This is a genomic window from Pseudonocardia sp. D17, assembly GCF_036984265.1.
Classification (GTDB): domain Bacteria; phylum Actinomycetota; class Actinomycetes; order Mycobacteriales; family Pseudonocardiaceae; genus Pseudonocardia; species Pseudonocardia benzenivorans.
Window position 1 is genome coordinate 71,658 of sequence record NZ_BPRG01000217.1, and the last position, 17,574, is coordinate 89,231.

A 17,574-nucleotide genomic window follows, 5' to 3' on the forward strand; every position below is an offset into this window, starting at 1 on the left:
CCCGACCGAACGTTGATGTCATCAACGCTACGGATGTGCGTGACGGCCGGCGGCAGTCGTTGTTTCTTCTTCGTTAACTGCCGACGTGGGGCGGACTCGCTCGCAATGATCCACGTACGTGCGCGTCCAGCGCGGGTGGGTGTCGCGACCGGTGGGGTCGACGCCGACGTCCGAGACGTTGATGTGATCAACGTGGACGGGTCCCTACCGGGCAGTTCGCGACCGTCGGAGGACGGGCGGCACTCGGGTCGTACCGCCATGTAGCCCCTTCAGTCCGCGGCGTCGCGGGTGCTGCTGCCGTCATCGTTGACAGCAGTAACGGTACGCACGTCGCCCGATGAGCCCGCGTCCGTTTCGGGTTCGTTAACAGCCACCGGGACATCTTGCGTCCCGGTTGGACGGTCGACGATCGTCGCAGGTCGAACGTCAACCGGTGGCGCCGCGAGCGGGACGTCGACGGCGGTGCGGCCGGTGAGCGGGACCAGGTCCCGCACGACAAGAACGTTGATGGTGTCAACGTCACGAACGCCAGAGGCGCGATCCCCGGACGGTTCCGGGGGTGCTTCGGAGGAGGAAGACATGGCGGCATGCAGTACCCCGGCCGGATCGGGAGCGGATCGGCGATGACCACGGCTCCCATCACGGACGCGATCCTGCGCCAGCCACTGCCCGCGGCGGACCGACCGCCGAACTACCTGCCGGCCACCCCGTCCTCGGTCCTGTGGGGACGGCTCCCGTGTGCCGCCGACGCCCCGGTCCTGGAGATCGCGCCAGGGGCCACGGTCGTCGTCGACACGATCAGTCACGAGGGAATCCTGGAGGACCAGGGCCGCGACCCCGTCGCGTTCTTCGGCTCGCAGGGGGTTCCCGCCGACCAGGTCCTCGCCGACGCCGTCACGGTTTCGGCGAGCGTGGACCACGACCCGAACGACGGCCCCCACGTCATCACCGGCCCGATCGGCGTCTCGGGGGCCGTGCCCGGCGACGTGATCGTCGTCCACCTGCAGGAACTGACCCCCCGCGTTCCCTACGGCGTCATCTCGAGCCGGCACGGCCTGGGCCTGCTCCCCGAACGTTTCCCGCAGGAAGGCGACCTGACCAGCGTGTTCTGCCAGGTGGAAGGCCTGGAGCTGGGCCTGGACCAGGCCCGCGGCACCCTCCCGCTCACCCCGGGCGACATCGACCGCCCGATCCGGTTCGCGCTGGCCCCCTTCCTCGGGATCATCGGCGTGTCCACACCCGGTGTCGAGCGCCTCAACTCGACCCCGCCGGGCTTGCACGGCGGCAACCTCGACATCAGGCGGCTCGTCGCCGGGACCAGCCTGTACCTGCCGGTCCAGGTCGAGGGTGGCGGCCTCTACGTCGGGGACCCGCACTTCGCCCAGGGCAACGGTGAGGTCGCTCTGACGGCGCTGGAGGCCTCGCTGCGGGCGACGCTGCGGGTGGACCTCGTCCCCGCCGCCGAGGCACGCGCCCGGTTCGGCCCGGTGCGCGGCCCCTTCGCCCGCACCCCGGAGTTCCTCATCCCCACCGGGCTCGACGAGGACCTCGACGAAGCGGTCCGCGAGTGCGGCCGCAACGCGGTCACCATGCTGACCTCGATCTTCGGGCTGGCTCCCGAGGTGGCCTACGCCTACCTCAGCGCCGCGACGGACTTCGAGATCTCGCAGGTCGTGGACGTCGTCAAGGGCGCCCACGCGCTGATCCGGCTCGCCGACCTCGCCGCGACCGGGAGGGTGTTGCCGTGAGCCGTGCGACAGGGGCGGCGACGGCGCGGTCCGCGCCGGCGTCGCCCGGCGTCGCCACCGTCGAGATCCGCCGGTCCCGGAGGGCCTGGTCGAGGCGTTCGAGGAGTACGAGCGGGCGCTGCGCGCCGACGACGTCGACACGCTCGACGCGCTCTTCGCCGCGGGCCCGCACACGCTGCGCGGCGACGGCACGACGCTGCTCGTCGGCCACGACCAGATCGCCGCGTTCCGCCGCGGCCGCGGCGGCGCCCCGAGCCGGCGGGCCGTCGTGCTCGAGGTCCGGCCGCTCGCCGACGACGCGGTCCTGGTCGCGGCCGTGACGACGGACGCCGGGACGCGCGCCCACGGGCTCCAGACGCAACTCTGGCAGCGGCGGGAGGACCGCTGGGTGGTCACGGCCGCGCACGTCACCCAGCCCGCGCGACCGCCTGCCGTCGACGGCTCGATCTGGCGGAAGGTCGGGACCCCTCTCGTCGAGCCGGCGGGCAGCGGGGTCCTCGACGGCCTCACCGTCGCGGTCAAGGACGTGCTCGCCGTGGCGGGCGAGCGGATGGGCCTCGGCAACCCGACCTGGCTGGCCGATCAGGAGCCCGAGGCGCGCTCGGCGCCTGCCGTCCAGCAGCTGCTCGCTGCGGGCGCCGCCGTCACCGGGATCGCGCGCACCGACGAGTTCGCCTACAGCCTCGCCGGGCAGAACCGCCACTACGGCACGCCGCCGAACCCGGCGGCGCCCGGCTGCCTGAGCGGTGGCTCGACCAGCGGCCCGGCGGCGGCCGTCGCGCTGGGCCAGGTCGACATCGGTCTGGGCACCGACACCGCGGGCTCGCTGCGGGTCCCGGCCTCCTACCAAGGGCTGGTCGGTGTCCGGACCAGCCACGGCGCGATCTCCGTCGAGGGCGTGCACCCCCTGGCGCCGTCGTTCGACACCGTCGGGTGGCTGACGCGCGACGTCGACGTCGCCGCTCGGGTCGCCGACGTCCTGCTCGCCCACCGACCGAATGTGGCGCCGGGGTCGAGGACGGCCGTCATACCCGCGCTGCGCGGATGGATCAACGCGGAGCTGGACACGCGTGTCACCGCCGCACTCGCCGAGCTGACCGGCGCCGGGGTCCTCGCGCCGGTCGAGGACGCAGACCTCGCCCACGACGAGATCACCGCGTGGGCGCGGGCCTTCCGCGTCCTCCAGGCCTTCGAGGTGTGGCAGGGGCAGGGCGGCTGGGCCCGGGACCACCCGGGAGCCTTCGGACCCGACGTCGGCGGCCGCTTCGCGTTCGCGGCCACGGTCACCACCGACCAGGCCGATACGGCCCGCGAGACTGTCCGGGACGCCCGCGAGCGACTGCGCCGGCTCCTCGCCGACACCGTGCTCGTGCTCCCCGCGTCGTCCGGACCCGCGCCGTCGCTGCACGCGGGCAAGGACATCGTCGAGGACGAGCGCACCGCGACGGTGCGCCTCACCCAGCTCGCCTCCCTGGCCGGGGCCCCGGCGGTCGCGCTGCCCGTCCTGTGGATGTCCGACGGGCGGCCGGTCGGGCTCTGCCTGGTCGGCGCGCCGGACACCGACCGCGCCCTGCTCGCGCTCGGCAGGACCGTCACCGAGGCGCTCGCGGCGGCGGCCGCATCTCGCTGAGTCCTGCGGCTGCCACCCCGGGCAGCGGTACCGACGGTCGGCCGCGCCGGTCACCGGCCGACGCGCAGGATGGGACCGTGGAACCCGGGCGCAGAACCGAGCGGCTCGACGTGCGGCTGCACGACTACGCCGATCCCGTCGTCGCCGAGCTGGTCGAGGAGGTGCAGCAGGAGTACGTCGTCCGCTACGGGGGCCGGGACGACACGCCGGTGGCCCCCGCCCAGTTCCGGCCCCCCGACGGGCTGGTGCTGGTCGCGTGGGTCGACGACGAGCCGGCGGGCTGCGTGGCGATCCGTCGCGCCGAGGTCGCGGACCCGGTCGGCGGCCCGGTCGCCGAGATGAAGCGGCTGTACGTGCGCGCCGCGCACCGCCGGAACGGCCTGGCCCGGGCGCTGGTGCGCGCCGCGGAGGACGCGGCCGCGACCGCGGGCTACGCGCGGCTGGTGCTGGAGACGGGATCGCGACAGCCGGAGTCGATCGCGCTGTACGCGGCGGAGGGCTACGAGCCGGTCGCGGCGTTCGGCGTCTACGCCGGCGCGTCCGGGGCCCGCCATCTCGGCAAGGTCCTGCGCCGTTCACCGCGGTGAACGACCGCCCCGAACCGCCATCGCGGACCCGCTCGCCCTGACACGGTGGGCGCTCCGAGACGGGCGACGACGGAGGCGAGATGGCCGGAGGGTTCGGGACCAGTACCGCGGAGATGCAGCGGGCGGGCCGGCACGTACTGGGGGTGAACGAGGAGGTGCAGGCCGACCTCACCGCGCTGCGGTCGGCGCTCACCCCGCTGGCGAGCGCGTGGCGTGGGGAGGCGGCGACGGCGTTCTCCGGGCTGATGGCCCGCTGGGACGCGGACGCCCGCAGGCTGAACGAGGCCCTGCAGGCGATCGGCACCGCCGTGCAGGGATCGGCGGCGGCGTACCAGCGCCAGGAGGAGGAGCAGGCCGCGGGCCTCTCGTCCATCCGGTCGGTGCTGGGCTGAGGGGCGCGCGATGTCCGAGATCAAGGTGACCTTCGGTGAGATCGCCGCCGCGCAGCAGAACGTGGCGGCGACCGCGCAGCGCATCTCCGGCCGGCTCGACGAGCTGAGGCGCTACCTCGCCCCGCTCGCCGCGACGTGGGAGGGACAGGCCGCGACCGACTACCGGGCGCGGCAGCGACAGTGGGACTCCGCGGCGGCCGACCTGGCGTCGGTGCTGGCCCGCATCGGCGCCGCGCTCGGCGCGGCGAACGACAACTATCAGCAGGTCGAGCAGGCCAACGCGCGCCGCTGGCAGTGACGTCCGGCGGGGCCGCAGGACCCGCCGCGCGACGGGGAGGGGGGCGTTTTGACCCGCCTCGAAGGCGGCGGGTACCCTCGACCATCGATGTGCGGCGGGCGAGCCGCCGCCGTTCCACCAGGAGCGGTGTGCTTGCCTTCCCGGGGTAGCCCTCAGGTCAGCCGCACCCAGCGACGACAGGCATCCCGAGCCGAGAACGACGAGGTAGATCCGTGCCCACGTACAGCCCCAAGCCCGGCGAGATCACCCGCGCCTGGCACGTGATCGACGCCACCGACGTGGTGCTCGGCCGGCTCGCCACGCACGCCGCGACTCTGCTCCGGGGCAAGCACAAGCCGACGTACGCCCCGCACATGGACACCGGCGACTTCGTCGTCATCGTCAACGCGGAGAAGATCGCCGTCTCCGGCAACAAGCGCGACGACAAGTTCGTCTACCGCCACTCCGGCTACCCGGGCGGTCTGCGCCAGCGCTCGGTCGGCGAGATGATCGAGAAGCACCCGGACCGGCTCGTCGAGAAGGCCATCAAGGGCATGCTTCCCAAGAACCGCCTCGGTCGCGCCATGGCCAAGAAGCTCAAGGTCTACGCCGGCCCGACGCACCCGCACAGCGCGCAGAAGCCGCAGGCCTTCGAGATCACCCAGGTCGCGCAGTGACCGACCCGAGCCACAACGAAGAGGGACAGGACGTGACCAGCCCCGAGTCCGAGGGCGTCGACGAGACCGTCGTCGCCGACGAGACCGCTGCCGTGGAGAACACCGAGGAGGCCGTGGCCGACGAGGCCGCCGTCGCCGAGGATGTCGAGGACTTCGCGGCCGACGACTTCGTCGCCGACGAGTCCTTCGCCGTCGAGACCCCCGCGGTCCTGATCGACCGGCCCATCCAGACCGTCGGCCGCCGCAAGGAGGCCGTCGTCCGGGTCCGCCTGGTCGCCGGGTCGGGCAAGTTCACGCTCAACGGCAAGCCGCTCGAGACCTACTTCCCGAACAAGCTGCACCAGCAGCTGATCCGGGAGCCGCTGGTCACGGTCGAGAAGACCGAGCGCTTCGACATCTTCGCCAACCTGCACGGCGGCGGGATCTCCGGTCAGGCGGGCGCCCTGCGCCTGGCCATCGCCCGCGCCCTGGTCGAGGCCGACTCGGAGGACCGCCCGCCGCTCAAGCGCGCCGGCTTCCTCACCCGTGACGCGCGCGTCACCGAGCGCAAGAAGTACGGCCTCAAGAAGGCCCGCAAGGCGCCTCAGTACAGCAAGCGCTGATCTTCACCCGGATGCGTCGACTCTTCGGAACCGACGGCGTCCGGGGCCTGGCCAACGGCGAGCTCCTCACTCCGGAGCTCGCCGTGGCTGTCTCGGCCTCGGCCGCCCGTGTCCTCGCCGCCCACGACCGGTCGCACCGGCCGGTCGCGGTCGTCGGCCGTGACCCTCGGGCCAGCGGTGAGATGCTCGAGGCCGCCGTGGTGGCCGGTCTCGCCTCGGCGGGCGCCGACGCCGTGTGCGTCGGTGTCGTGCCCACGCCCGCGGTGGCGCACCTCGTCGCCGAGCTGGGCGCCGATCTCGGCGTCATGATCTCCGCATCGCACAACCCGATGCCCGACAACGGCATCAAGCTCTTCGCCGCGGGCGGGAACAAGCTCCCCGACGACGTCGAGCTCGAGATCGAGTCCGGCCTCACACCGCCTGCGGCGCGCCCCACGGGCGCGGCCGTCGGCCGGGTGCGCGACCTGCCCGACGCGATCGACCGCTACGGCGCACACCTGCTCGCCGCCACCCCCGGGTCGCTGGCGGGGCTGCGGGTCGTCGTCGACTGTGCGCACGGGGCCGCATCGGTCGCCGCGCCGGAGACCTACGCCAAGGCGGGGGCCGACGTCGTCGCCCTGCACGCCTCGCCCGACGGTCTCAACATCAACGACGGTGTCGGCTCGACGCACCTCGGCCCGCTGCGCGAGGCCGTCGTCGCCCACGGCGCCGACCTGGGCATCGCCCACGACGGCGACGCCGATCGCTGCCTGGCGGTCGACGCCACCGGCGCGGACGTCGACGGCGACCACATCATGGCGATCCTCGCGGTCGCGATGCGCGAGGCGGGCGAGCTGGTCGACGACACGCTCGTCGCGACCGTCATGAGCAACCTCGGGCTGCACCTCGCCATGCGTGAGCAGGGCGTCGTGCTGCGGACGACCGCGGTCGGCGACCGCTACGTCCTGGAGGACCTGCGCGCGGGCGGGTACAGCCTCGGCGGCGAGCAGTCGGGGCACGTCGTGCTGCCCGGCCACGCCACCACGGGCGACGGCCTGCTCACCGCCCTGCGGCTCATGGCGCGGATGACCTCGACCGGGCGGTCGCTGGCCGACCTGGCCTCGGTCATGACGTCGTTGCCGCAGGTGCTGGTCAACGTGCCCGTCGGCGACAAGGACACGGTCGCCGCGTCGGGAGCCGTGCGCGAGGCCGTCACCGCGGCGGAGGCCGAGCTCGGCGAGACCGGCCGGGTGCTGCTGCGGCCGTCGGGCACCGAGCAGCTCGTGCGCGTCATGGTGGAGGCACCGACGTCGGAGATCGCCGATGCCGTCGCCGCCCGGCTCGCGGAGGTCGTCGCCGCCGCGTCCTGACGGCGGTCGTCGCGGCTGCGAACGGCGCGACGGATCGGCATCCGTCGGCCCGGGCCGGCGGCGATGATCGTGTCGTGGCCGCCGATGTGCATCTCGATCCCGACCGGCTGCGTGCCCACGCACGCCGGGCCGACGCGCTCGCGGACCGGCTGGGCGCACCCTCACCCGTCGAGCACACTCCGGGCCTGCGCCACGACGTCGACACGATCATGGCGACGGTGCGCCGCGTCGCCGGTGGGCTGCGCGAGCTGGCCGTCGACCTGCGCGCCGCGGCCCGGGTCGCGGAGGAGATCGACGCGGCGGCGCGGGTGCGGCTGCTGCGCGCCGTCGACGGGGCCGGGCGGTGACGGACCCCGTCGATGTCGCGGCCGAGGCGTTCGACGGGCTCGCCGACCGGCTGCGCGACGCGGTCGCGGAGATGCGCGGGCTCGTCGCCGAGGTGGCCGAGGACTGGCCCGATGCGCGTGGCCGGGCCTGGGCCGACCGGGCGGAGCTGATGCACCGCGACCTCGACCGGCAGGCCGAGGAGGCCGGGCGGCTCGCGCGGCTGGTCGAGCGGCTGGTCCAGGAGATCACCGACGCAGCCAAGCACCGGGAACCGGGACCGGCGGGCGGGCCCGTGCTGCCCGGGGTGGACGCCGTGCGCGTCGTCGAGGTCCGCGGCATGCGGCTCGCGACGCTGCCCGAGGCGCCGCCGTGACAGCCTCGCTCAGGGGGTGCGGGTGACCAGCTCGGTGCCGGACACCTTGCCGTCGACCAGCACGTCGACCCGGTCCTCCTCGCACAGGTGGTGCAGCAGGAACGCGGTGACCAGCGCCGTCGCGATCCGGCGCGACCTGCCGTCGCGGCTCGTCGCCAGCAGCAGGTCGCTCCAGTGGATGCCCTCGAGGAAGGCGGTGTGGCCGGCCTTGGGCAGCGTCCGCACCGTCACCGGACCGCCCGCGGCGAGGGTGATCGGCTCCGCGTGCCCGGCAGGCGGCGCGACGGTGTCCTGGCCCGCGACGACGTGCAGCGTCGGCACCGTGATCGCCCGCGCGGCCTCGACGGCCGACGGACGAGTCTGCGCCGGCGCGATGGTGACGACGGCTGCGACCCGCGGGTGCGTCGCCGCCGCCAGCAGCGCCGCACCGCCGCCGATCCCGTGCCCCGCGAACGCCATCCGGCGCGAGTCGACGCTGATGTGCCCGTCGCCGAGCCGCACCCCCGCGCAGGTGTCGAGGGCGGTACGCAGGTCCGCCGAGAAGCGCGCATGGCTCGCGAAGGCGCCCTTGTGCGACGACGGCGCGGCCACCACGAAGCCCCACGACGCGAGATGGCGCAGCAGCTCGGTGTAGCGCGTCGCGGGCTGCAGCCAGTCGTGCCCGAACGCGACGGCCGGCAGGCCCATGCCCTCCTCCGGCGCGAACACGACCCCCGGCACGCCGACGAGACCGAGGTCGCCACGCAGCACCCGGTTCGGCCCCGGCCGCGACAGCTGCGCGACCGCGTCCTTGGCGTTGCGCGTCGGCTCGGGACGGGTGAACGTGCTGGTCCGCGTCACGGCAGCACGGTACCGCCGACGATCACGGTCCGCCCACCCCGGGCGTGCCCCGACGGGGTGTCGTCCGCGCCCGCCCCCTTCGGTGCCGCCTTCCCTCGCGCACCGCCGCGACCGCCGCCCGCGCGCACCGCCGCGACCGCGGGCCGCGACAGCGGCGGGTGTGGCGGCCGCGGGTGTGGTGGCCTCGCCCGCGAATCGGCATGCCCGCACGCCCCGGAGGTGGTGGCAGTACCCCTCTCATCGGAGCTGCTCATCCCTACCGTTCTCCCGGAGCGGGGCCGGCGAGGCCCGCACCGACACCGGGCCGGCGGGCCCGGACCGACGAGGAGAGAACGATGACGTCCAGGCTGGTCCGCATTCTCGCGGCGACGGGTACGGCCGCGGCCGTGGTGCTCGGGTTGAGCGCCTGCGGCGTGTCGGTCGCCAAGGAGGACCTCGCCCAGTCGGTGACGGCAAAGCTCGCCGAGCAGAAGGTCGAGGCCGCGGGGATGACCTGCCCCGAGAACCTCAAGGGGGAGACCGGCGCCTCGGTCACCTGCCAGTACACGACCGCGGCGGGCCAGCCGGTCGACGTGGTCGTCAGCGTCACCTCGGTCGACGGCTCGACGGTCAACTACACCGCCCAGCCGAAGGCGCGGCCACTGCTGCCGGCTGTCGTCGCGAAGTCGGTGACCGCCGACCTCGCGAAGCAGAACGTGGAGGCGAAGGACCTGCAGTGCCCGTCCGAGCTGCCGGCGCAGCAGGGGGCGTCGATCGAGTGCGCCTTCACGGCGGACGGGCAGCCCGTGGGGGCGAAGGTCACCGTGACCGCGGTCGAGGACGCGAACGTCTCCTACGACGTCGAGCTCGTCGCCAAGCCGGTCTCGAAGGACCTGCTCCAGCAGACCCTGACCGAGCAGATCGGCCGGCAGGCCGGCGTCACGATCAGCTCGACGGCCTGCGCCGGTGACCTCCAGCCGCAGGTGGGCGCGCAGACCTCCTGCACGGTGACCGCCCCCGGCGAGCAGGTCGAGTTCGACGTCGCCGTGACCGCCGTCAACAGCGGGCTCGTCAACTTCGCCTGGACCCCCAAGATCTGATCGACGACGCGCGACCCCGCGGCCCGGCGCCTCGCGCCGGGCCGCACTAGCGTCGGCAGGCGTGCGCGCCGTGTTCACCGCCCAGCAGATCCGCGACGCCGAGCGGGTCCTGATCGACCGGCTCCCCGCGGGCACGCTCATGCGGCGCGCGGCGTTCGGGCTGGCCGTCCACCTGGCCCGCATCCTCGGCGAGCGGGCGGGCGGGGTCGCGGGCTCGCGCGTCGTGCTGCTGGTCGGGGCCGGGGACAACGGTGGCGACGCGCTCTGGGCGGGCGCCGAACTCCGCCGCCGCGGCGCGTCGGTCACCGCGGTGCTGCTGGCCCCGGACCGCGCGCACCCGGCCGGGCTGGCGGCGCTGCGGTCCGCGGGCGGGCGGGCGATCCCCGCCGCCCGTGGCGCCGACGCGGTCGCGCGGTCGGACCTCGTCGTCGACGGCATCGTCGGCATCTCGGGGCGCGGGGCCCTGCGTGACCCTGCTCCCGCGCTGGTCGACGCCGCGGCCGAGGCCGGGGTGCCGGTCGTCGCCGTCGATCTGCCCAGCGGCGTCGACACCGACACCGGGGTGGTCGCCGGGTCGGCCGTGACCGCGACGGAGACCGTGACCTTCGGTGCGCTCAAGCCCGTGCACGTTCTCGCGGCGGCCCGCTGCGGGCCGGTGCACCTCGTGGACATCGGGCTGGGGCCGCTGCTCCCGGAACCGCACGCGACGGTCCTCGACGACGCCGACGTCGCCGCGGGCTGGCCGCTGCCGGGGCCGACGGACGACAAGTACACCCAGGGCGTCACCGGCGTCGCCGCCGGGTCGGCCACGTACCCCGGCGCGGCCGTGCTCGCGACCGGGGCGGCGGTCCTCGCGACCAGCGGCATGGTCCGGTTCGCCGGCACCGCCGCCGACGGGGTGCGCGCCGCCTGGCCCGAGGTCGTGGCGACCGACGACGTCGCCGACGCGGGGCAGGTCCAGGCCTGGACCGTCGGGCCCGGGCTGGGCACCGACGCCGGCGGGCACCGGGTCGTGGAGTTCGTCGCGGGCCGGAGCGTCCCGCTGTGTGTGGACGCGGACGCCATCACCCTGCTCGCGCAGCACCGCGACCTCCGGGACGCGGTGCGTGGGCGGCCCGTCGTGATCACGCCCCACGACCGGGAGTTCGCCCGGGTCGCCGGCGAGGTGGGCGACGACCGGATCGGCGCGGCCCGGCGAGCCGCGGCCGACCTCGGGGTCACGGTGCTGCTCAAGGGGAACGCGACCGTCGTCGCCGATCCCGGAGGCCGGGTGCTCGTGCATTCCTCGGCGGGGTCGTGGGCGGCGACGGCCGGGTCCGGCGACGTCCTGTCCGGCATCCTCGGCGCCCTGCTCGCCGCGGGCCGCGAACCCGCCTGGGCGGCGGCCGCGGCCACCCACGTCCACGGTCGGGCGGCCGGTCTCGCCGCCGCCGGGGCGCCGGCCCCCGCGTCGGCGATCCAGGCCCACATCCCAGCCGCGATCCGCGCCGTACTGGCGGCGCGCCCCGCCTGAGCTGCCGGCCCGCGTCGCGCCCCGTCGGCCACAACCCCCGCCGGGCGCAACCCAGGCGTCGTCCCGGGCTGTGGGCAGTGCGGTCGGGTTGCGCGCGGGTTGCCGGGCGCAACCTGGCTGTCGTTGCGGCGCCTCGGGACGACGGTCAGGTTGCGCGCGGGCTGTGGGGCGCAACCTCATGGTCGTCCTGGCGCCGCGGGGGAGCGGTGAGGTTGCGCGCCGGTGGGCCGCCCGCCGCACCGGGGTCGCCTTCCGTGGTGGGCGGTCCTCGGTCCGCACCTGCTCCCGCGCCGCGACGATGCGCCCGGGACGGCCGTCCGGGACGGGTGAAGGCGGGTGAGGGTCGTCACCCGGCCGGGTGTTGCAGCCCTCCGGCGCAGGTGGTGGCGCAGGTGGGCTGGGGCGCGCGGCCGGACGGGGTCGTCGGCGGGTGCGATGATGCGGGCGTGGCGCAGCCGAGTATGTCCGATCGCGGCCCGCGCGCGGAGCTGGTCGTCGATCTGGCCGCGGTGCGGCACAACGTCGGGTTGCTCTCGCGGGGCGCCGCGGCGTCGGGCGCGGCGACGATGGCCGTCGTCAAGTCCGACGGGTACGGCCACGGCGCCGCCGACGTCGCGCGGGCGGCGCTGCAGGCGGGGGCGTCGTGGCTCGGGGTGTGCACCCTGGACGAGGCGCTGGCGTTGCGCGCCGACGGGATCGAGGCGCCGGTCCTGTCCTGGCTGCACCTGCCCCACGAGGACTTCGCCCCCGCGGTCGCGGCGGGTGTGGACCTGTCGGTGTCGTCGCACGGCCATCTCGACGCGGTGCTCGCCGGTGCCCGCGCGGTCGACCGGCCCGCCCGGCTGCACCTCAAGATCGACACCGGGTTGAGCCGCAACGGCTGCCCCGAGGACGACTGGCCCGACCTGGTCGATGCGGCGGCGAAGGCCGCGGCCGCAGGCCGGTGCGAGGTCGTCGCGGTCTGGTCGCACCTCGCGGTCGCCGACGTCGCGCGTCATCCCGTGACCGAGGCGCAGGCGGCCCGGTTCGACGCCGCGTGGCGGGTCGCGCGCGACCGCGGCCTCACCCCGATCCGACACCTGGCCAACTCCGCGGCGACGATGACCCGCCCCGACCTGCACTACGACCTCGTGCGGCCCGGCATCGCCGTCTACGGCCTCGACCCGCTCGGCCGGCCCGTCGCCGAGAGCCCGTTGCGGCCGGCGATGACGGTGCGCGGCCGGGTCGTCCTGGTGAAGCAGGTCCGCGCGGGCGAGGGTGTCTCGTACGGCCACGAGTTCACGACGCCGCGCGACACCGTGCTGGCGCTGGTGCCGATCGGGTACGGCGACGGCGTCCCGCGGCGGATGAACTTCGGCGGCCGGATGCGGGTGTGGCTGGCCGGTCGGTCGCGGCCCGTGGTGGGCCGGGTGTGCATGGACCAGGTCGTGGTGGACTGCGGGCCGGACGGCGGGGCCGAGGTGCGGGAGGGCGACGTGGCGGTGCTGTTCGGCCCGGGCGACGACGGCGCGCCCACGGCCCAGGAGTGGGCCGACGAGCTGGGGACGATCCACTACGAGGTCGTCACGGGCGTGCAGGGCCGCCGGATGACCCGCACGGTCGTCGGCCGCGAGGCCGGGCCGGGGACCGAGCAGGAGGGCGCGGCGTGGTGAAGCCCGGCGTGTGGCAGACGGTCGGCATCGCGAGCGGCGTCGCCGGCGCGGCGGGCGCGGCGGTGGGCGTGGGCGTCGCGGCCCGGCGTCGCAACCGGATCGCCGCCGAGCGGCGCCGGCTGGCCGCCCAGCTGACGTCGGCCCCGCCCGCGGAGTCGACGCCGCGGAGCGAGGAGTCGTCGGTGACCGCCGACGACGGTGTGCGGCTCTCGTGCGAGGAGATCGAGGCGCCGGCGGGCGTCCGGCCGGCGCTGACGGTCGTGCTCGTGCACGGGTTCGCGCTGGACCGTCGGACCTGGTCGCTGCAGCTGCCGGTGCTCGCCGCGCTGCGCGGCCCCGCGGTCCGCATCGTGCTGTACGACCAGCGCAGCCACGGCCGCTCCGAACGCGCCCCGCGCGCCACCTGCACGATCGACCAGCTGGGCCACGACCTCGACGCCGTCATCCGCGCCCTGGCGCCGGACGGCCCGTTGGTGCTGGTCGGGCACTCGATGGGTGGCATGACCCTGATGGCGCTGGCCGAGCAGCGGCCCGACCTGTTCGCGGAGCGGGTCGCGGGCGTCGCGCTGGTGTCGACGTCCGCGGGCGACATGGGCAGCCAGGGGCTGACAGCCGCGTTGCTGTCGCGCAACAACCCGCTGCTGCGCGGGGTGGGGCTGCTCGCGCGGGTGCAGCCGAAGCTGGTCGAGGGCGTGCGGCGGGCGGCCGGCGACCTCATCTGGTCGATCACCCGCAGCTACGCCTACGGTGACCGGTCGGTCGACCCGGGGCTGGTCGACCTCGTCGACACCATGATCGGAGCGAACGCGGTGGACGCCCTCACCGACTTCGTCGACACCCTGGGCAGCCACGACCGGATCGCCGCGCTGCCCGCGCTCGCGGGCTGCGAGGTGCTGGTCGCGGCCGGGGACGCCGACAAGATGATCCCGTTCTCGCACAGCGAGCGGATCGCCGCCGAACTGCCCGACGCCCGGCTGCTGCGGCTGCCCGGCGTGGGGCACATGCCGATGCTGGAGAAGACCACCGAGTTCGACGCGGCGCTCGTCGAGCTCATCGACGCCTCGGCGCGCCGGGCGGCCGAGGGCCGCTCGGTCCGGCGGATGCGCAGGCGGGCATGAGCGCGCCCGCGTCGGACGTCGTCTTCGCCGGCGAGCACGTCCTGCCCGAGCCGGCCGACACCGAGGCGCTGGGTGAGGCACTGGCCGCGCACCTGCGCGCGGGCGACCTCGTGCTGCTGTCGGGTCCGCTCGGCGCGGGCAAGACGGCGATGACCCGCGGCATCGCCCGCGGCCTCGGCGTCGTCGGACCGGTGACCTCGCCGACGTTCGTCATCGCCCGCGAGCACCGGCCGGGTCCCGACGGCGCGGGGGTGCCGCTGGTGCACGTCGACGCCTACCGGCTCGGCTCGTCCGGGGTCGACGTCGCCGACGAGCTCGACGACCTCGACCTCGACACCGACCTCGCGTCGGCGGTCGTCGTGGTCGAGTGGGGCGAGGGCGTCGCCGAACGGCTGTCGGCGTCGCACGTGCTGGTGCGCCTGGACCGCAGGGCCGACGACGTCCGCGTCGCCACCGTCCGCCGGGTGGCGACGACGTGATCAGGGCCGTCATCTTCGACTGGGGCGGCACGCTCACCCCGTGGCGCACGATGGACTTCCGCGCGGGCTGGCGGGCCTACGCGGAGCTGCGGCACGCGGGTGACGCGCGGCGGGCCGCCGAGCTCGCCGACGCGTTGGCCGCCGCCGACATCGCGCGCTGGACCGGCATCCGGGAGGACGCGCGGGCCTTCACCGTCGCCGACGTGCTGGCCGACGCCGCCGCCGAGCACCACGACGACGAGCACGCCCACGCGCTCGCCGCCTACCGCGACTACTGGGTGGCGGCCACGCACACCGATCCCGAGGCGGCGCCGATGCTGCGCGCGCTGCGGGAGCAGGGCCTGCGGCTCGGGATCCTGTCGTCGACGATGTGGCCCGGCGAGTGGCACGACGACTGGCTGCGCCGCGACGGTGTGCTCGACCTGTTCGACGGCCGCACCTGGTCGAGCGACCTGCCCTACACCAAGCCGCACCCGACGGCGTTCCGCGCGGCGATGGAGTCGGTCGGCGTCGAGGACCCCGCCGCGTGCGTGTTCGTCGGCGACCGGCCCTACGACGACATCAGCGGCGCCAAGTCCGTCGGGATGCGCGCGGTCCTGGTGCCGCACAGCGAGATCCCGGTCGACCAGCAGGTGCCCGTCGACGTCACGCCCGACGCCGTCATCCAGCGCCTCGCCGAGCTCCCGGACGTCGTGCGCGGGTGGTGAACGGCGGCTCGTAGGCTGGCCGGGTGCTGGTTCTGGCCCTGGACACCTCGACGTCGACCGTGACGGCGGGCGTCGTCGACCTGCCCGAGTCCGGGGCGCCGGTCGTGCGCGCGCAGCGGGTCTCCGCCGGTGCCCGCAAACACGGCGAGCTGCTCATGCCCCATGTGCTGGAGGCGTGCGCCGAGGCCGGCGTCGCGCTGCGCGACGTCGACGCGATCGTCACCGGCACCGGGCCCGGTCCCTTCACCGGGCTGCGGGTCGGGATGGTCACGGCCGCCGCGCTCGGCGACGCGCTGGGCACGCCGGTGCACGGCGTCTGCTCGCACGACGCGATCGCCCGCGAGGCGTGCGCGACCCGGTTGAGCGGCAACATGGTCGTCGTGACCGACGCGCGCCGCCGCGAGGTCTACTGGGCGGGCTACGACGCCGAGGGCTACCGGATCACCGGCCCGCACGTCGAGGCGCCCGCGGTGCTCGTGGAGCGGTTGGCGGGGTTCCCCTCGGTCGCGGCCGCGGGTGAGCAGGCCGCGGTCACCGGGCTGCCGGTCATCGGTCCGGCGACGCCGGGGCCGGCAGGGCTCGTCGCCGTGGCGGCCGACGTGCTGCGGGCGGGCACCGACCCCGGCCCGCTGCGCCCGCTCTACCTGCGCCGGCCCGACGCCGTGGAGCCGGGGGCCCGTAAACGGGTGAGCGCGTGACGGCTGCCGAGGAGCGGGTCGTCGTCGGGCCGCTGCTGCGTGCCGACGCGCCGCGCTGCGCCGAGCTCGAGGAGCTGCTCTTCCCCGGCGACGACCCGTGGAGCGCGCAGGCGTTCCGCGACGAGATCGGTGCCGGGCACGTCTACGTCGGGGTGCGCAGTGGCGACCGGCTCGTCGGCTACGCGGGCCTGGCGTTCACCGCGGGGCCGCCGCAGCCGGAGGCGGAGGTGCACACGATCGGCGTCGACCCCGCCCACCAGGGGCGGGGGCTCGGCCGGGTGCTGCTGCACCAGCTGCTCGCACCGGCCGACGAGGTCGGTGCCACGGTCTTCCTCGAGGTGCGCACCGACAACGCGCCGGCCATCGGGCTGTACGAGTCCGAGGGGTTCGAGATCGTCGGGGTGCGCAAGCGCTACTACCGGCCCAGCGGGGCCGACGCCTACACGATGCGAAGGGACGCGCGAGCGTGACGAGCGGGCTGGTGCTGGGGATCGAGACGTCGTGCGACGAGACCGGCGTCGGGATCGTGCGCGTCGACGCCGACGGGACGACGACGTTGCTCGCCAACGAGATCTCCTCCAGCGTCGAGGAGCACGCGCGGTTCGGCGGCGTCGTCCCGGAGGTGGCCTCGCGGGCGCACCTGCAGGCGATGGTGCCGGCCGTGCACCGGGCGATGGCGACCGCCGGCATCACGGCGCGCGACGTCGACGCCGTCGCGGTGACGGCGGGCCCCGGCCTCTCGGGCGCGCTGCTCGTCGGCGTCGCGGCGGCCAAGGCCTACGCGGCGGCCTGGGACGTCCCCCTGTACGGGGTGAACCACCTGGCCGCGCACGTCGCCGTCGACACGCTGCAGAACGGGCCGCTGCCGCCCGCCCTGGCGCTGCTGGTCTCGGGCGGGCACTCCAGCCTGCTGTCGGTGCCCGACCTGGCCGGACCGGTGACCCCGCTCGGCGCGACGATCGACGACGCGGCCGGCGAGGCGTTCGACAAGGTCGCGCGGCTGCTGGGGCTGCCGTTCCCGGGTGGCCCGCACATCGACCGCGTCGCCCGCGACGGCGACCCTTCCGCGGTGGCCTTTCCGCGCGGCCTCACCGGGCCCCGTGACGCTCCGTTCGACTTCTCGTTCTCCGGGCTGAAGACGGCCGTCGCCCGGCACGTCGAGGCCCTGGAGCGGGCGGGCACCCCGGTCCCGGTCGCCGACGTCGCGGCGAGCTTCCAGGAGGCCGTCGTCGACGTGCTGACGGCCAAGGCCGTCCGGGCCGCGCGCGAGCACGGGATGGACGTGCTGTGCCTCGGCGGCGGGGTGGCGGCCAACTCGCGGCTGCGCGCACTGGCCCAGGACCGTTGCGATGCGGCGGGTCTGGTGCTGCGGGTGCCGCGGCCGGTGCTGTGCACGGACAACGGTGCGATGGTCGCGGCGCTCGGTGCGCACCTGCTCGCCCGCGACGCCGCGCCGTCCCCGCTGGCGCTGCCCGCCGACTCGTCGCTGCCGGTCACGGAGGTCCTCGTCGGCTGAGCCGGCCCGC

The 17,574-nt window shown here is 75.4% G+C and carries 21 protein-coding genes; 19 read left to right on the top strand and 2 right to left on the bottom strand.

The genetic code is table 11. The features are described from left to right. Positions 1-269: 269 nt before the first annotated feature. Positions 270-494 (bottom strand): hypothetical protein, encoded by a 225-nt coding sequence (locus tag PSD17_RS29795; protein WP_339125747.1) that lies wholly within the window; start codon positions 492-494, stop codon positions 270-272. Positions 495-623: 129 nt separating this feature from the next. On the opposite strand from PSD17_RS29795, the gene PSD17_RS29800 reads away from it, so the two are divergent. The 10 genes from PSD17_RS29800 to PSD17_RS29845 all read left to right on the top strand — a co-directional run bounded on the left by PSD17_RS29800 (position 624) and on the right by PSD17_RS29845 (position 7,962). Beyond that, positions 624-1,748, top strand: a complete 1,125-nt coding sequence (locus tag PSD17_RS29800; RefSeq protein ID WP_339125749.1) for an acetamidase/formamidase family protein — start codon at positions 624-626, stop codon at positions 1,746-1,748. A 118-nt stretch (positions 1,749-1,866) separates the two neighbouring features. Then, positions 1,867-3,378 carry an AtzH-like domain-containing protein gene (locus PSD17_RS29805; protein WP_339126003.1) on the top strand — a complete coding sequence of 504 codons (1,512 nt, stop codon included), beginning with the start codon at positions 1,867-1,869 and terminating at the stop codon, positions 3,376-3,378. Between the two features lie 77 nt (positions 3,379-3,455). Beyond that, the gene (locus tag PSD17_RS29810) at positions 3,456-3,965 is read left to right on the top strand and encodes a GNAT family N-acetyltransferase (protein WP_103381026.1); all 510 of its coding nucleotides are present in this window, start codon (positions 3,456-3,458) and stop codon (positions 3,963-3,965) included. A gap of 80 nt (positions 3,966-4,045) precedes the next feature. Further along, the gene (locus PSD17_RS29815) at positions 4,046-4,357 is read left to right on the top strand and encodes a WXG100 family type VII secretion target (protein ID WP_013677418.1); all 312 of its coding nucleotides are present in this window, start codon (positions 4,046-4,048) and stop codon (positions 4,355-4,357) included. 10 nt (positions 4,358-4,367) lie between these two features. Next, positions 4,368-4,655, top strand: coding sequence for a WXG100 family type VII secretion target (locus tag PSD17_RS29820; RefSeq protein WP_013677417.1), 288 nt, complete (start codon positions 4,368-4,370; stop codon positions 4,653-4,655). A gap of 212 nt (positions 4,656-4,867) precedes the next feature. Then, positions 4,868-5,311 carry a 50S ribosomal protein L13 gene (rplM, locus tag PSD17_RS29825; RefSeq protein ID WP_013677416.1) on the top strand — a complete coding sequence of 148 codons (444 nt, stop codon included), beginning with the start codon at positions 4,868-4,870 and terminating at the stop codon, positions 5,309-5,311. Between the two features lie 32 nt (positions 5,312-5,343). Next, positions 5,344-5,913, top strand: a complete 570-nt coding sequence (gene rpsI / locus PSD17_RS29830; RefSeq protein WP_339125755.1) for a 30S ribosomal protein S9 — start codon at positions 5,344-5,346, stop codon at positions 5,911-5,913. Positions 5,914-5,924: 11 nt separating this feature from the next. Continuing rightward, entirely contained in the window at positions 5,925-7,262 is a 1,338-nt protein-coding gene (glmM, locus tag PSD17_RS29835) for a phosphoglucosamine mutase (RefSeq protein WP_339125757.1), read from the top strand. A gap of 74 nt (positions 7,263-7,336) precedes the next feature. Continuing rightward, positions 7,337-7,609 carry a hypothetical protein gene (locus PSD17_RS29840; protein WP_339125759.1) on the top strand — a complete coding sequence of 91 codons (273 nt, stop codon included), beginning with the start codon at positions 7,337-7,339 and terminating at the stop codon, positions 7,607-7,609. Then, positions 7,606-7,962 carry a WXG100-like domain-containing protein gene (locus PSD17_RS29845; RefSeq protein WP_013677412.1) on the top strand — a complete coding sequence of 119 codons (357 nt, stop codon included), beginning with the start codon at positions 7,606-7,608 and terminating at the stop codon, positions 7,960-7,962. The genes PSD17_RS29840 and PSD17_RS29845 overlap by 4 nt, the downstream gene beginning before the upstream one ends. Positions 7,963-7,971: 9 nt before the next feature. Here PSD17_RS29845 and PSD17_RS29850 read toward each other — a convergent pair whose 3' ends face one another. After that, positions 7,972-8,802, bottom strand: coding sequence for a dienelactone hydrolase family protein (locus PSD17_RS29850; protein ID WP_013677411.1), 831 nt, complete (start codon positions 8,800-8,802; stop codon positions 7,972-7,974). A 335-nt stretch (positions 8,803-9,137) separates the two neighbouring features. Here PSD17_RS29850 and PSD17_RS29855 point away from each other — a divergent pair, with 335 nt between their 5' ends. The 9 genes from PSD17_RS29855 to tsaD all read left to right on the top strand — a co-directional run bounded on the left by PSD17_RS29855 (position 9,138) and on the right by tsaD (position 17,564). Beyond that, positions 9,138-9,881, top strand: a complete 744-nt coding sequence (locus PSD17_RS29855; RefSeq protein WP_013677410.1) for a DUF4333 domain-containing protein — start codon at positions 9,138-9,140, stop codon at positions 9,879-9,881. A gap of 61 nt (positions 9,882-9,942) precedes the next feature. Further along, positions 9,943-11,394, top strand: coding sequence for an NAD(P)H-hydrate dehydratase (locus tag PSD17_RS29860; protein WP_339125762.1), 1,452 nt, complete (start codon positions 9,943-9,945; stop codon positions 11,392-11,394). 461 nt (positions 11,395-11,855) lie between these two features. Then, the gene (gene alr, locus PSD17_RS29865) at positions 11,856-13,046 is read left to right on the top strand and encodes an alanine racemase (RefSeq protein WP_049803515.1); all 1,191 of its coding nucleotides are present in this window, start codon (positions 11,856-11,858) and stop codon (positions 13,044-13,046) included. After that, positions 13,040-14,164 (top strand): alpha/beta fold hydrolase, encoded by a 1,125-nt coding sequence (locus PSD17_RS29870; protein ID WP_013677407.1) that lies wholly within the window; start codon positions 13,040-13,042, stop codon positions 14,162-14,164. Before alr ends, PSD17_RS29870 begins: the two co-directional genes overlap by 7 nt. Then, positions 14,161-14,643, top strand: a complete 483-nt coding sequence (gene tsaE, locus PSD17_RS29875; RefSeq protein WP_103381033.1) for a tRNA (adenosine(37)-N6)-threonylcarbamoyltransferase complex ATPase subunit type 1 TsaE — start codon at positions 14,161-14,163, stop codon at positions 14,641-14,643. Before PSD17_RS29870 ends, tsaE begins: the two co-directional genes overlap by 4 nt. Further along, positions 14,640-15,350, top strand: coding sequence for an HAD family hydrolase (locus PSD17_RS29880; protein ID WP_013677405.1), 711 nt, complete (start codon positions 14,640-14,642; stop codon positions 15,348-15,350). The genes tsaE and PSD17_RS29880 overlap by 4 nt, the downstream gene beginning before the upstream one ends. A 23-nt stretch (positions 15,351-15,373) precedes the next feature. Further along, positions 15,374-16,048: a tRNA (adenosine(37)-N6)-threonylcarbamoyltransferase complex dimerization subunit type 1 TsaB gene (gene tsaB / locus PSD17_RS29885; RefSeq protein WP_013677404.1), complete on the top strand. Its 675-nt coding sequence runs from the start codon at positions 15,374-15,376 to the stop codon at positions 16,046-16,048. Then, on the top strand, positions 16,045-16,518 hold the full coding sequence (gene rimI / locus PSD17_RS29890; protein WP_103381035.1) for a ribosomal protein S18-alanine N-acetyltransferase: 474 nt from the start codon (positions 16,045-16,047) through the stop codon (positions 16,516-16,518). Before tsaB ends, rimI begins: the two co-directional genes overlap by 4 nt. Continuing rightward, entirely contained in the window at positions 16,515-17,564 is a 1,050-nt protein-coding gene (tsaD, locus tag PSD17_RS29895) for a tRNA (adenosine(37)-N6)-threonylcarbamoyltransferase complex transferase subunit TsaD (RefSeq protein WP_103381036.1), read from the top strand. Before rimI ends, tsaD begins: the two co-directional genes overlap by 4 nt. The last annotated feature ends 10 nt before the right edge of the window (positions 17,565-17,574 follow it).

Excerpts from the sequence above, each read along its gene's own strand:
- alr (WP_049803515.1), top strand. The coding sequence starts at position 11,856 with ATGTCCGATCGCGGCCCGCGCGCGGAGCTGGTCGTCGATCTGGCCGCG.
- tsaE (WP_103381033.1), top strand. The coding sequence starts at position 14,161 with ATGAGCGCGCCCGCGTCGGACGTCGTCTTCGCCGGCGAGCACGTCCTG.
- PSD17_RS29800 (WP_339125749.1), top strand. The coding sequence starts at position 624 with ATGACCACGGCTCCCATCACGGACGCGATCCTGCGCCAGCCACTGCCC.
- PSD17_RS29855 (WP_013677410.1), top strand. The coding sequence starts at position 9,138 with ATGACGTCCAGGCTGGTCCGCATTCTCGCGGCGACGGGTACGGCCGCG.
- glmM (WP_339125757.1), top strand. The coding sequence starts at position 5,925 with ATGCGTCGACTCTTCGGAACCGACGGCGTCCGGGGCCTGGCCAACGGC.
- PSD17_RS29815 (WP_013677418.1), top strand. The coding sequence starts at position 4,046 with ATGGCCGGAGGGTTCGGGACCAGTACCGCGGAGATGCAGCGGGCGGGC.
- PSD17_RS29820 (WP_013677417.1), top strand. The coding sequence starts at position 4,368 with ATGTCCGAGATCAAGGTGACCTTCGGTGAGATCGCCGCCGCGCAGCAG.